At 63.7% G+C, this 12964-nt stretch carries 10 protein-coding genes; 6 read left to right on the top strand and 4 right to left on the bottom strand.

Annotated features, from left to right (window positions below):
* Nucleotides 1-541 precede the first annotated feature (541 nt).
* The gene (locus FJ423_RS02770) at nt 542-724 is read left to right on the top strand and encodes a DUF768 domain-containing protein (protein ID WP_140839021.1); all 183 of its coding nucleotides are present in this window, start codon (nt 542-544) and stop codon (nt 722-724) included.
* A gap of 105 nt (nt 725-829) precedes the next feature.
* On the opposite strand, the gene FJ423_RS02765 is transcribed toward FJ423_RS02770, so the two are convergent.
* Together FJ423_RS02765 and FJ423_RS02760 are read right to left on the bottom strand one after the other, a co-directional pair.
* Complete coding sequence (locus FJ423_RS02765; RefSeq protein WP_140839019.1) at nt 830-2161, bottom strand: UDP-glucose/GDP-mannose dehydrogenase family protein; 1332 nt, start codon at nt 2159-2161, stop codon at nt 830-832.
* Nucleotides 2162-3197: 1036 nt separating this feature from the next.
* Nucleotides 3198-3983, bottom strand: a complete 786-nt coding sequence (locus tag FJ423_RS02760; RefSeq protein WP_140839017.1) for an SDR family oxidoreductase — start codon at nt 3981-3983, stop codon at nt 3198-3200.
* Nucleotides 3984-4151: 168 nt separating this feature from the next.
* Between FJ423_RS02760 and uxuA the strand changes: the two genes are divergently transcribed.
* The 4 genes from uxuA to FJ423_RS02740 all read left to right on the top strand — a co-directional run bounded on the left by uxuA (nt 4152) and on the right by FJ423_RS02740 (nt 9117).
* Entirely contained in the window at nt 4152-5336 is a 1185-nt protein-coding gene (uxuA, locus tag FJ423_RS02755; RefSeq protein WP_140839015.1) for a mannonate dehydratase, read from the top strand.
* Nucleotides 5337-5527: 191 nt separating this feature from the next.
* Complete coding sequence (locus tag FJ423_RS02750; RefSeq protein WP_140839013.1) at nt 5528-6568, top strand: proline racemase family protein; 1041 nt, start codon at nt 5528-5530, stop codon at nt 6566-6568.
* Nucleotides 6569-6789: 221 nt separating this feature from the next.
* Complete coding sequence (ftsZ, locus tag FJ423_RS02745) at nt 6790-7782, top strand: cell division protein FtsZ (protein ID WP_140839011.1); 993 nt, start codon at nt 6790-6792, stop codon at nt 7780-7782.
* 273 nt (nt 7783-8055) lie between these two features.
* The gene (locus tag FJ423_RS02740) at nt 8056-9117 is read left to right on the top strand and encodes a maleylacetate reductase (protein WP_140839009.1); all 1062 of its coding nucleotides are present in this window, start codon (nt 8056-8058) and stop codon (nt 9115-9117) included.
* Between the two features lie 34 nt (nt 9118-9151).
* Here FJ423_RS02740 and FJ423_RS02735 read toward each other — a convergent pair whose 3' ends face one another.
* Nucleotides 9152-10648 carry an aldehyde dehydrogenase family protein gene (locus tag FJ423_RS02735; RefSeq protein WP_140839007.1) on the bottom strand — a complete coding sequence of 499 codons (1497 nt, stop codon included), beginning with the start codon at nt 10646-10648 and terminating at the stop codon, nt 9152-9154.
* Nucleotides 10649-10924: 276 nt separating this feature from the next.
* On the opposite strand from FJ423_RS02735, the gene fghA reads away from it, so the two are divergent.
* Nucleotides 10925-11758, top strand: coding sequence for an S-formylglutathione hydrolase (gene fghA / locus FJ423_RS02730; protein ID WP_140839005.1), 834 nt, complete (start codon nt 10925-10927; stop codon nt 11756-11758).
* A gap of 1 nt (nt 11759) precedes the next feature.
* On the opposite strand, the gene FJ423_RS02725 is transcribed toward fghA, so the two are convergent.
* Nucleotides 11760-12872 carry an NAD(P)/FAD-dependent oxidoreductase gene (locus FJ423_RS02725; protein WP_140839490.1) on the bottom strand — a complete coding sequence of 371 codons (1113 nt, stop codon included), beginning with the start codon at nt 12870-12872 and terminating at the stop codon, nt 11760-11762.
* Nucleotides 12873-12964 lie beyond the last annotated feature (92 nt).

The following is a 12964-nucleotide window of genomic DNA, read 5'->3' as shown; positions in this document are numbered from 1 at the left end:
CGGGCCTAGCCAGCAAGGTTTTCGCAATCTCGCCAGAACGAACATATCCGTTCGGACTAATTGTGGGCGAACATGCGAACGAACCAGGTGGGTATCTAAATTTGCTACCCAGTGCGTGCTCTCGGGGTGGCAGGTGTGCGAGCTGGCGCGGAGATAGTCGTGGAAGAAACGGCTGTCGACAATCACTTCACCCTACCAGGGGAGTGTCACTTGGAACGAGGAAGCCGCCTTCTAGCAGGTCCAGAGCGTCCAGCGCTTCTTCGACCCGCAAATGCGCCAAAGGAATTCCGTCAACGAGCAAAACTTTTTGGTCGCCTACGTCGTAGACCTCCCAAAGCCTGTCGATCCCCCGCCGGATGGCGTGCCGTCGTTCCATGCGCGGACAATATGAGCCATATGCGAGTTTGAATAGGGAACGATCCCGGCGGTGACAAATTATAGCGTGGATAAACTGGTCAAGCTTGGTTGCACTTAATCATGGATACAACCCTGGAATGGTTTTACAGTGAGTGAACGAGGCCTGAAATTCCTTCAGGAGTGGATGGATAGCAATCTGCCGCATCATTCATCATCTGACACGATCTTAGCGCAAGAGCTTGCAAGGCGACTAACCAGCGACGCAAAAAAGGCTGGAATTCGATCCGAAGAGATCTCGGAGGAGGTCGGCAGCATCTTCTCAACGATGATCGAGGCGCTTGGAAGCAGGGATCCCGTGCCGGATTGAGAGCAGAACGTGGGCTGCGCAACCGAAGAAGCGCTCCGGCCCACAACGATAGGAACTACAGCTGCCCTGTCGGACATGTTGAAGTAAGATGCCTGGTTGGCGCCCTCATGCCGCCATCCTGCCGATCGAGAAATATTCGATGCCGTAGCGCGCGATCACCTTGGGATCGTAGAGATTGCGGCCGTCGAAGATGACCGGCGTGGTCAGCGCATCCTTGAGCGCGTCGAAGGACGGCGCGCGGAAGCTCTTCCATTCGGTGCAGATCAAAAGCGCGTCGGCGCCGCGCAGTGCCGCTTCCTTGGTGCCGCACAAAAGCAGATCGTCGCGCAGGCCGTAGATCGCCTGGCACTCCTGCATCGCCTCGGGATCGTAGGCCTGCACCTTGGCGCCGGCCGCCCACAACGCCTCCATCAGCGTGCGCGCCGGCGCCTCGCGCATGTCGTCGGTGTTGGGCTTGAAGGCCAGCCCCCAGACGGCAAAGGTCTTGCCCCTGAGCGCGCCCTTGAAATAGTGGTTGACCTTGTCGAACAGGACCGACTTCTGCGCATTGTTGCGCTCCTCGACGGCGCGCAGCAGCTTGGCGTCGAACTTGACGCCCTCGGCGGTCTTGATCAGCGCGCGCACATCCTTCGGGAAGCACGAGCCGCCATAGCCGAGGCCGGGATAGATGAAGTGGTAGCCGATGCGCGGATCCGAGCCGATGCCCTTGCGCACCTCCTCGATGTCGGCGCCCAGCTGCTCAGCGAGATTGGCCATCTCGTTCATGAAGCTGATCTTGGTCGCCAGCATGCAGTTGGCGGCATATTTGGTGAATTCGGCGCTGCGCACATCCATCACGATCATCTTCTCGTGGTTGCGGTTGAACGGCGCGTAGAGCTCGCGCATCACCATCTCGGTGTCCTCGCTGGAGGTGCCGACGATGATGCGGTCCGGCTTCATGCAATCGGCGACCGCCGAGCCTTCCTTGAGGAATTCGGGGTTCGAGGCGACGTCGAAGGCGAGATCCTCGCGGCCGCGCCTCTTCAGCGTTTCGGCGATCCTGGCCTTCACCTTCTCGCAAGTGCCGACCGGCACGGTCGACTTGCCGACGACGATCTTGGCGCTGTCCATCTCTCGGCCGATGGTCTCGGCGACGGCCAGCACATATTTCAGGTCGGCCGAGCCATCCTCGCCGGGCGGCGTGCCGACCGCGATCATCTGGATCTGGCCATGCCTGACCGCCGCCGCCGCGTCGGTGGTGAAGCGGATGCGGCCGGCCGCGTGGTTTTCCCTGACGAGAGCCTCCAGGCCCGGCTCGAAAATCGGCACCAAGCCCTGGTTGAGCCGCTCCACCTTCTTCTCGTCGATATCGATGCACACCACCTCATGGCCGACCTCGGCCAGCACAGCGGCCTGGACGAGACCGACATAGCCAATCCCAAATACCGTCAAATTCATTTGGTTCTATCCTGTCAAAGGCCGGGCCGCGGGCCGGTAAACTGGATATGCCGAAAAGGTGGGCTGTTCGACAACACTCCCCGTCATATCCGCTCTTGAGACGCTGCCGACCAGAGCGGCCCGACAGTCCGCCGTTTTGGGGTGGATCGGGATGAACCGCCGGGCCTAACCGACTTTAAAAAAGTCGGCTGGCGGCCTCTATATCAACTCTGGCTAATGGTTACGCCCTTTGAACGAAGGACGTCGGGCAGCTCTTCTACTGCTCGGAGTGCTGCACCATCAGGAGAGGCAATGCTTCCCATGATTAAAATTCGGCGTAACAAAGAGCCCGTGACCGAAGCCGACGGGCCGCTACTGGGTGCCCAGGAATGCGCAAACTGGCAATGTGTGCGGCAAGCGATTTGGCAACGAGGGAGAGCCTGCGCTGTTGCGCGAACAGCTGTGCTTGTCCGTCAGTCGGACCCTGCGTGAGACCAACGTCCTACCCGGCAACTCATAGGTCCCGGCCACGAAACATCTTCCAGAGAAGTCCATTGGTGGGTGCTGGCGAGCATAGTCTCTTCATTGCCAGTTCGTGGATGCCCACCATCACCTGCGATGGGGGATCTGCATCAATCGGGGGTGTTTTGATTGCCGATCCCAGAGAGCTTAAATCACGAATATCTCAGATTTGATTGTCCAAGATGCGAGCATCCAATCATCCGCAAGGGCTCATGGTTCAAGGTCATTGCCACTTTCAGATGCCCCCGCTGCAACACGACGCTGCGGCTAGGATATCCTGAAAAGTTACGCATTTTCGAGACCCACAGGCATCTGACAGACGGACCACCGCCAGCCGGAGCCAGCGGGTGAAGGCGGTTGGCGTCGGTCGGCAGCGCCGACTCGTGGCCTGATCCGACAGTCGGGGTGCAGCAACAGCAACGCTGACGCGCCACGGCGTGGCAAGGTCGTCGACTAGATCGGCGACGTGCGCATAGAGCCGGGAACGCTCCTCTTTGGCGCGACTCCCGGTAAAGGCCAAGATCGATCTTCATGGTCACTTCACGCCGATGCCGGCGGTCAGGCCGCCATCTATCTTGTAATCCGCGCCGGTGCAAAAGCCGGCCTTGGAAGAGCACAAAAAGGCGATCAGCTCCGCCACTTCCTCGGGCTCGCCGATGCGGCCGAGCGGATGGGCCGCGCCGAAGCGCGTGTAGGCTTCCTCGACGTCGGCATCGCTGCCGTTGTCGCCGCGCGCGGCTTTCTCAAGAATCGGCGTGCGGATCGAGCCGGGGCTGACCGAATTGACCCGGATGCCGGCTGCCGCATAGTCGAGCGCCAGCGAACGCGTCAGCGTGTGGATGGCGCCCTTGGTGGTGGCATAGGCGGCGACGTTCTGCTGGCAGGCGAAACCCTGCACCGAGGCGACGTTGACGATGGCGCCGCCGCCGCGCTTGATCATTTCCGGAATGCCGAAATGGGCGGTCAGATAGATCGAGCCGACATTGACCGTCATCGCCTTGTTCCAGGTTTCCCAGTCGGTCGTCGTCGCGGTTCCATAGGGATGGACCGCCGCCGAATTGACGATCACGTCGAGGCCGCCGAAACGCTCGACGCCGGCCGCGATGGCCCCGCGGACCTGGTCCGGCACGGAGACGTCGGTGTCCACTACCAGCGCGCCGGCCCCGGAGCTTTCCAACTGCGCTCGCATCGCGGCATTGGCCGAACGGTCGATGCCGCAGGCGACGATCGCAGCGCCCCCGGCGGCGAGGCGCCTGGCAGTTGCGAGACCGATCCCGGTCGTTCCGGTCACCAGCGCGACCTTGCCGTCAAAATCCTTCATTGCTGAACTCCTTTGGTCACGTCTCGGAAGCCGGTTCTTTCGGCAGGAAACGCAGGGCGAAATCGAGATGGCGGCTCATCAGATAGGCGTAAGCCAGCCTGTCGCTGGCCTATTTGACTCTCGTTGTCGTCCAACAATAAGTTGCCCACCTCGCGGAGGAAAGCGGCAATGGAACAGTGCTGGCGCTGGTATGGCCCGGACGATCCGGTAACACTCGATCATGTCAAGCAGGCGGGTGCGACAGGCGTGGTCTCGGCCCTGCACGACATCTATGACGGGCGTGTCTGGCCGCTGGAAAACATCCTCGAGCGCAAGCGCATCATCGAGGCGGCGGGGCTGACCTGGTCGGTGGTCGAGAGCATTCCGGTCCACAACTCGATCAAGATCGGTTCGCCGGAGCGGCTCCGCTATGTCGGTTTCTACAAGGACACGATCCGCGCCCTGGCGAAGGCCGGTATCGCGACGATCTGCTACAATTTCATGCCGGTGGTCGACTGGACGCGGACGGATCTGGCCTATCGCCTGCCGACGACGGGTTACGCGCTGCGCTTCGATGCGATCGATTTCGCGGCCTACGATCTGTTCGTGCTGAAGCGCCGGAATGCCGAGGCCGGCTACACGCCTGCCCGCATCGCCGAGGCGGAAGCGCGGCTGAAGGAGCTCGGCGACGAGAAGATCGACAGGATCGAGCGCAATCTCATCGCCGGCCTGCCCGCCACCGAGCGCGCCTATAACCGCGACAGCTTTCGCGAGGCCCTGGCTGACTATGATGCAATCGGACCGAAGGAATTGCGCGAGAACCTGGCCTGGTTCCTGCGCGAGATCATTCCAGTGGCCGAGGAGGAGGGGGTGCGCATGTGCATCCATCCCGACGATCCGCCATTCTCGCTCTACGGCCTCCCGCGCATCGTCTCGACCGCCGAGGATGCGCGCTTCATCCTCGATGCCGTCGACAGCCCGGCCAACGGGTTGACGTTCTGCACCGGCTCCTACGGCACGCGCGCCGACAACGACATTGTCGCCATGGTCAAGGAGTTCGCCGAGCGCATCCATTTCGTCCATCTGCGCAACGTCACCATCGAGGATGATGGCTCCTTCTACGAAGCCGAGCATCTCGAAGGTGGCACCGACATGGCACATGTCGTCCTCGCGCTGATGCAGGAGGAGGCGCGCCGCCGCAAGGAAGGCCGCGCTGACTGGCGCATTCCGATGCGGCCGGACCATGGGCACCTCCTCGCCGACGACATCGGCAAGACAAGGATCAATCCGGGCTATTCGCTGATCGGCCGGCTCAAGGGCCTCGCCGAACTGCGCGGCATCATGCGCGCCGTCGAGCGGTTCGGGCTGGCTTGATTTCCAAACGGGCTCGCTTCGCACCCGGCCCTTGAAATCCGCAAGGACATAATGGCGCCGCCAAGGGGGGATGGGTATCCTTCGGGCCGCCATCGGCAGGCAGCTCAAGCGCGCGTGTGAGGTCGGGGTTGCGGCGCCGATCCGCCGGAACATGAAACAGGCCGATAGTCACGGCGGACGGGGAGAAAGCAATGCGCACCAAAACCAGCATCCGCGTCGTCGGCTGCCATGCCGAGGGCGAGATCGGCGATGTCATCGTGGGCGGCGTGCTGCCGCCGGCAGGCCGCACGATGATGGAAAAGATGATCACGATGGAACGCGATCACGACCATATAAGGCGCATGTTGATCTGCGAGCCGCGCGGCAGCGTTGCCCGTCATGTCAATCTCCTGGTGCCCTCGACGCGCGAGGATTGCGCCGCAGGCGCCATCATCATGGAACCAACCGAATATCCGCCGATGTCCGGCTCCAACACGATCTGCGTCGCCACGGTGCTGCTCGAGACCGGCATGGTGCCGATGCAGGAGCCGGAGACGCGGTTCAAGCTCGATATGCCCGGCGGCGTCATCGAGGTGCGCGCCGAATGCAGCGACGGCAAATGCCTGTCGATCACCTTCCGCAACGCGCCAGCCTTCGCCGAGCGCCTCGATGCCGACATCGAGGTGGAAGGGCTCGGCACGATCAAGGCCGATATCGCCTATGGCGGCATGTTCTACGCGATTATCGATGCGCCCGCGCTCGGCTTCTCGGTCACGCCCGACGAGGCGCGCGACTTGGCCGTGGTCGGCGAGAAAGTCCGCCGCGCGGCGCGCGAGCAGCTCGATGTCGCGCATCCGCAGTTCGACAATGTGCGCGGTGTGTCCATCGTGCAATTCGCCATGCCGTTCCAAGGACCGGGCAACGTCACGCGCAACACCTGCATCGTCTCGCCCGGACGCTCGGACCGCAGCCCGACCGGAACCGGCACCTCGGCCCGCATGGCGGTGCTGCAGGCGCGGGGCCAGATGAAGGAAGGCGAGGTGCTGATCCATGAATCGATCATCGGCTCGCGATTCACCGGCAAGATCCTCGAACTCACCGAAGTCGCCGGGCGCAAAGCGATCGTGCCGCAGATCACGGGCAGGGCCTGGATCACGGGCGAGCACAACTACTATGTCGATCCGACGGATCCGTATCCGCAAGGCTACGTGCTGTCGGACACCTGGGGCACCTCGACTTCGGTGACGCAATAGAATTTCCTCCACCGGCGTCGGCTCGGATCACACGAGGGCCCGCGCTTTCCATCTCTCGGCAGGGGCATTCGCGCCTGGATAGATGTGAGCGGACCTTGCAGGGAGGCGTCTCCTCTGATTCCCTGCGCTTGGTGGGGATCGCCTGATTCGCGTGCTTGTCGTTCCGGTCCCGCATGGTCTTGGGGCAGGGCAGCAGGTGCTTTGGTAGAAAGATGAAAAAAATGACCGCCAAGCCGGAAATCCTGGAGATGAGGCCCAAGATCACCGTCGTCGGGGTCGGCGGCGCCGGCGGCAACGCCGTCAACAACATGATCGCCGAAGGGCTGCAGGGCGTCGAGTTCGTCGTCGCCAACACCGACGCGCAGGCGCTCACCATGTCGAAGTCGTCGCGGCTGATCCAGTTGGGCGCGCATGTGACCGAGGGCCTGGGCGCCGGATCGCTGCCCCAGGTCGGCAGCGCCGCCGCGGAGGAATCCATCGACGAGATCATGGATCACCTGGCGGGAACGCATATGTGCTTCATCACCGCCGGCATGGGAGGCGGCACCGGGACCGGCGCGGCGCCGGTGATCGCGCGTGCCGCGCGCGATGCCGGCATCCTGACGGTGGCCGTCGTCACCAAGCCTTTCGTCTTCGAAGGCAAGCGCAGGACCCAGGCGGCCGAGGAAGGCATAGAGCGCCTGCGCGAGAGCGCCGACACCGTGATCGTCATCCCGAACCAGAACCTCTTCAGGGTCGCCGACGCCAAAACCACCTTCGCCGATGCATTCGCCATGGCGGACCGCGTTCTCTACGCGGGTGTCGGCTGCATCACCGATCTCATCGTCAAGGAAGGCCTGATCAACCTCGATTTCGCCGACGTGAAGTCGGTGATGCGGGACATGGGCCGGGCGATGATGGGAACCGGCGAAGCTTCCGGGGAGGGACGCGCCAAGATCGCGGCCGAGGCGGCGATCGCCAATCCGCTCCTCGATGAGGCCTCCATGTCGGGCGCCAGAGGGCTGCTCGTATCGATCTGCGGCGGCATGGACATGACGTTGTTCGAGGTCGACGAAGCCGCGACACGGATAAGGGAAGAAGTCGACGCCGATGCCGACATCATCGTCGGCGCCATCTTCGACCACGCACTGGCGGGAAAGTTCCGCGTGTCCGTCGTCGCGACCGGTCTGCGCAAGAGCGCGGACATCGCGCAGTTCGAGCAGCGGATCGCCTGATCTCACGGCGATCTCGCGGCGGCGCTTGTTTCCCGACGGCACGACGCAATCGGTCAATATCCGCTTCCGGCCGCGAACAATCCCGGACCGCGCATGCTGCCGGTCAGCGCGCGCCTCTTCGTCGCAAGCCGTCACGACGGCATCCGGCTAGTGTTTGTCCATATTGGACACTAATTGACCGATCCGTCCAATGCCGCCAATGTCTGGCAAAGCGTCGGCATCAATCCCTTCCTGCTGCGCGTCGAGAATCGCGGCTGACGGAGGAGAGGCTCGATGAAAAGCTTCGTCTATAACGGCCAGCCGGCACGCGTCATTTTCGGATCTGGCACCATCGCAAGATTGCCGGAAGAGATCGACCGGCTCGGGCTGAAACGCGTGCTCGTGCTGGCAACGCCGCCGCGCGAGGCTGATGCCAGGCGTCTTGCCGGATCGCTGGGCGGCACCGCTGCCGGCGTCTATGCCAAGGCGACGATGCATACGCCGGTGTCGGTGACCGAGGACGCGCTGCGGGTCGTGAAGGAACTCCAGGCCGACGGCCTGGTTGCGGTGGGCGGCGGCTCCACGACGGGCCTCGCCAAGGCGATCGCCTTGCGCACCGACCTGCCGCAGATCGTGATGCCGACGACCTATGCCGGCTCGGAAATGACGCCGATCCTCGGCGAGACGAAGGATGGCGTGAAGGTTACCCAGTCGAGCCCGAAGGTGCTGCCGGAAGTGGTGATCTACGACGTCGACCTGACGATGACGCTTCCTGCTTGCTTGTCGGGAACAAGCGGCATGAACGCCATCGCCCATGCGGTCGAGGCGCTCTATGCCAGGGAAAGCAACCCGGTGATAAATCTGATGGCCGTTGAGGCCATCGGCGCGTTGGTGCGCGCCTTACCGGTCATCGCCGGGAGCCCGCATGACTGCGACGCTCGCTCCGAGGCGCTTTACGGCGCCTGGCTCTGCGGCATCTGCCTCGGCTCGGTCGGCATGGCGCTGCACCACAAGCTCTGCCACACGCTCGGCGGCAGTTTCGACCTGCCGCATGCGGAGACCCATACGATCGTGCTGCCGCATGCGCTGGCCTATAACGCACCCGCGGTTCCGGCCGTCATGGAAACCCTGCGGGCCGTGCTGAAGGCGGACGATCCTGCCATGGCTCTCTACGATCTCGCCGGCCGGATCGGCGCTAAACGCGCTCTATCCGAGATAGGCATGCCGCCAGACGGGATCGACATCGCGGCGGACCGCGCGCTGGCCAATCCGTACTGGAATCCGCGGGCGCTGGAGCGGGAACCGATCCGGGCTCTTATCGCGCGCGCCTATGCCGGCGAGCCGCCGCAGGCCTGAGAAACCGAGCGTCCCAGGCGGCCGCACCTGAATATCAATCTGTCTGGATCCAGACCGCCTTCGTCTCAAGGTATTCGTGCAGATGCTCGATGCCGCCTTCGCGGCCGTAGCCGGACATCTTCATGCCGCCGAACGGCACGGCCGGGTCGATGGCGTGATACATGTTGACCCAGACCGAGCCGGCCTTGACGCGACGTGCGAGCTTGTGCGCGGCGCCGAGATTGGTGGTGAAGATGCCGGCCGCGAGGCCGTAAGGCGTCGCGTTGGCACGCGCGACAACCTCATCCAGCGTGTCGAAGGGCATCGCGGAGATGACCGGCCCGAAAATTTCTTCGCGCGCGATCGTCATCTTGTCCGACACTGCGCCGAAGACGGTCGGGGCGATGAAGTTGCCGCCGTCATAGAGCTCGCCCGTCAGCCGCGAGCCGCCGGCGACCAGTTTGGCGCCTTCGTCGCTGCCCGCCTTGATGTAGCTCTCCACCTTGCCGGCCTGCCTGGCATTGATCAGCGGCCCGATTTCCGTCTCCGCCTCGATGCCGTGGCCGACGCGAAGCTTGCCGGCAAACTCGGCGACCCGGCGCACGAACTCGTCATGGATCTCGCGCGCCACGAACAGGCGCGAGCCGGCAATGCAGATCTGGCCCGAATGCACAAACACCGCCATCGCCGCGACCGGGACGGCCTTATCGATATCGGCGTCGCGGCAGACGATGATCGGCGACTTGCCGCCGAGCTCGAGCGAGATGCGCTTGAGGTTGGCGACGCCGGCGCGGGCGATCGCCTGGCCGGTCAGCGTCGAGCCGGTGAAGACGATCTTGTTGACATCCGGGTGCTCGGCAAGGCGCGCGCCGGCCTCGGCGCCGGTCCCGGTGACGATGTTGACGACGCCGTCTGGAACGCCGGCCTCCTGCATCAGCCGCGCGATCAAGAGCGGCGTCAGCGATGCCTCCTCCGACGGCTTCAGCACGATGGTGCAGCCGGTTGCCAGAGCCGGCGCGATCTTCCAGATCGAGGCGGCAGTGGGCGCATTCCAGGGAATGATCGCGCCGACGACGCCGACCGGCTCGCGCCGGGTGAAGGTGACGATCTCGCCGGGGATGGAATTGTCGATCGTCTCGCCGTGCAGCGCGGTCGCCATGCCGCCATAGAAGCGCAGCATGCCGATGACCCGGCGCCGGTTGGCCAGCGTGCGGGTGATCGGCAATCCCATGTCGAGCGTGTCGGAGACGCTGAGCTCTTCCCAATGCTTCTCGAACAGGTCGGCGATCCGCAGAAGCACGCATTGCCGCTCATAAGGCGAGAATTTCGACCAGGGGCCCTCGAAGGCCGCGCGTGCCGCGGCAACCGCAGCGTCGATATCGGCGGCTCCGCCGCGCGGCACCGTCGCCAGCACTTCGCCCGTCGCCGGGTTCAGCGCCTGCATCTGCTGGCCGGATTGCGCCGCGACCCACTTGCCGCCGATGAACATCGGCCGGAATTCGCCATGGTAGAGCATGGCGGCCTTCGCCCTCGGGTCGAAGTTCAGCGTCATTGTCTCCTCCTCATGAATTCCGACGCGACTATTACTCCCGCGGCCGACGACCTCAAACAAGGAAAGCCAAAAGGGCGTTCAGATAATCGGACGTGCAACGCGCGTCTTCCCCTCGGCGATGCATCGATGGGCGGCGGCACAGGCCGCTGTTGCTCCGGCGGGGCTAACTAGCGCCGGGCCTGTTCCATCGCCCGACCGTTTTGCGAAGCGTGTGGTTGCGTAGGCTCCGGCCGGCGGTTATGCCGGATTGAGATTTTCCCGCGAGAGGCAGGGCTGATGAAGGTCGTTTCCATCTCCAAATCGCATGGCGGAATCCAGGGCGTCTATTCGCACGCTTCCGAAGGCTGCGCCTGCGACATGACCTTTGCGGTATTCGTACCGCCGCAAGCCAAGGACGGGCGGCTCCCGGTCCTGTGGTACCTGTCGGGCCTCACCTGCACGCACGCAAATGTCATGGACAAGGGCGAGTACCGGCGGATGGCGTCCGAGCTCGGGCTGGTCGTCGTGTGTCCCGACACCAGCCCGCGCGGACCCGACGTTCCGGACGAAAAGGACAATTGGCAGTTCGGCTGCGGCGCCGGCTTCTATCTCGACGCGACGCAAGAGCCCTATGCGAAGAACTACCGGATGTATTCCTATATCGCCGAGGAATTGCCGGCGCTCGTCGCCGCTAACTTCCCCGCCGACATGTCACGCCAGGCCATCTTCGGCCATTCGATGGGCGGACATGGCGCGCTGACGATCGCGCTCAAGAATCCGCAGCGCTACCGGAGCTGCTCGGCCTTCGCGCCGATCGTGCAGCCGTCGACGGCCGGGTGGTCGCGGCCGGCTTTCGAAAAATATCTCGGATCGGACGAAAAGATCTGGCGCGCCTATGACGCGACGCTGTTGATCGAGGACGGCAAGCGATATCCGGAATTCCTGATGGACCAGGGTACGGCGGACGGCTTCCTGCAGGATGGCCTCCGCCCATGGCTGCTCGAAGAGTCCTGCAAGAAGGCAGGGATCGACCTCACCCTGCGCATGCAGGAAGGCTACGACCATTCCTACAACTTCATCTCGACCTTCATGGACGATCATCTGAAGTGGCATGCAGCGCGGCTTGCGTGATCTACGACGCGACGATGCGCACCACATGGTCGGCGATCGCCAGGCTGGAGGTCAGGCCGGGACTTTCGATGCCGAAGAGGTTGACCAGGCCGTCGATGCCATGCGTTGCGGCACCCTGGATCACGAAGTCGCTGTTGGCGTCGCCCGGGCCTGACAGTTTCGGCCGGATGCCGCTATAGGCTGCCTGCAGGCTGTCGTCGGCCAGATCGGGCCAGTATTTGCGGATTTGGGCATAGAAGCGCTCGCCGCGCGCCGGATCGACGCGATAGTCGATTGTGTCCGTCCACTCGACATCAGGCCCGAAACGGGCGGTGCCGGCAAGGTCGAGGGTCAGATGGACGCCGAGGCCGCCAGGCTCGGGCACGGGATAGACCAGATGTGAAAACGGCGCCCGCCCGGCAATCGAGAAATAATTGCCCTTGGCGTAGCGAAGCGCCGGCAGGAATTGCCGGCCGAAGCCTTCGATCGAGCCGGCAAGCGCGACCGCGCCGAGACCGGCCGCATTGATGAAGCGCGGTGCGGCAATCTCGAATTCTCCGCCGCTCGCGGAATCCATCGTCCGCAGCACGATGCGGCCGGGCTCGACGCGGCCGGAGACGATGCGGGTGTTGAGCGAGAGCATTGCGCCGCTCCCCTCGGCATCGCCGAGCAGGGCAAGCATCAGCCCGTGACTGTCGACAATGCCGGTCGAGGGCGAGAGTAGTGCTGCGGTGCAATGCAGCGCCGGCTCCAGCGCTTGCGCCTCCTCGGCGGTGAGGAAGCGCAGGTCATCGACACCGCAGGCCGCGGCGTTGGCGCGAATGGCGGCCAGCACCGGTTCCTGCGTCTCGTCGGTCGCAACAATCAGCTTGCCGCAGCGGCGATGAGGGACCGAATGGTCGGCGCAGTAGCGATAGAGCATATCGCGTCCCGCGACGCAGAGCCGGGCTTTCAGCGAACCCTGCGGGTAATAGATGCCGGCGTGGATGACTTCGGAGTTGCGCGAACTTGTTTCGGTGCCGATGGTGTCCGCCGCTTCGACGATCAGGGTTTCGAGGCCAAGCGCCGCCAATTTGCGCGCAATCGCCAGACCGATCACGCCGGCGCCCCCGATGATGCAATCGACCTGCTCCACGTCCTGATCCTGCTGCGTCACTTATATCATTGCCGAGACAGGCCGAAGCTTGTTGGCGCTATCGATCCCGACGTCGCGGCTCTTGCGATCAG

The sequence above is a fragment of the Mesorhizobium sp. B2-8-9 genome, from assembly GCF_006439475.1.
GTDB lineage: Bacteria > Pseudomonadota > Alphaproteobacteria > Rhizobiales > Rhizobiaceae > Mesorhizobium.
This window is presented reverse-complemented; position numbering and strand designations above follow the sequence as displayed.

Coding starts and splice junctions, on each gene's coding strand:
- FJ423_RS02770 (WP_140839021.1), top strand. CDS start 542: ATGGATAGCAATCTGCCGCATCATTCATCATCTGACACGATCTTAGCG.
- FJ423_RS02765 (WP_140839019.1), bottom strand. CDS start 2,161: ATGAATTTGACGGTATTTGGGATTGGCTATGTCGGTCTCGTCCAGGCC.
- FJ423_RS02760 (WP_140839017.1), bottom strand. CDS start 3,983: ATGAAGGATTTTGACGGCAAGGTCGCGCTGGTGACCGGAACGACCGGG.
- uxuA (WP_140839015.1), top strand. CDS start 4,152: ATGGAACAGTGCTGGCGCTGGTATGGCCCGGACGATCCGGTAACACTC.
- FJ423_RS02750 (WP_140839013.1), top strand. CDS start 5,528: ATGCGCACCAAAACCAGCATCCGCGTCGTCGGCTGCCATGCCGAGGGC.
- ftsZ (WP_140839011.1), top strand. CDS start 6,790: ATGACCGCCAAGCCGGAAATCCTGGAGATGAGGCCCAAGATCACCGTC.
- FJ423_RS02740 (WP_140839009.1), top strand. CDS start 8,056: ATGAAAAGCTTCGTCTATAACGGCCAGCCGGCACGCGTCATTTTCGGA.
- FJ423_RS02735 (WP_140839007.1), bottom strand. CDS start 10,648: ATGACGCTGAACTTCGACCCGAGGGCGAAGGCCGCCATGCTCTACCAT.
- fghA (WP_140839005.1), top strand. CDS start 10,925: ATGAAGGTCGTTTCCATCTCCAAATCGCATGGCGGAATCCAGGGCGTC.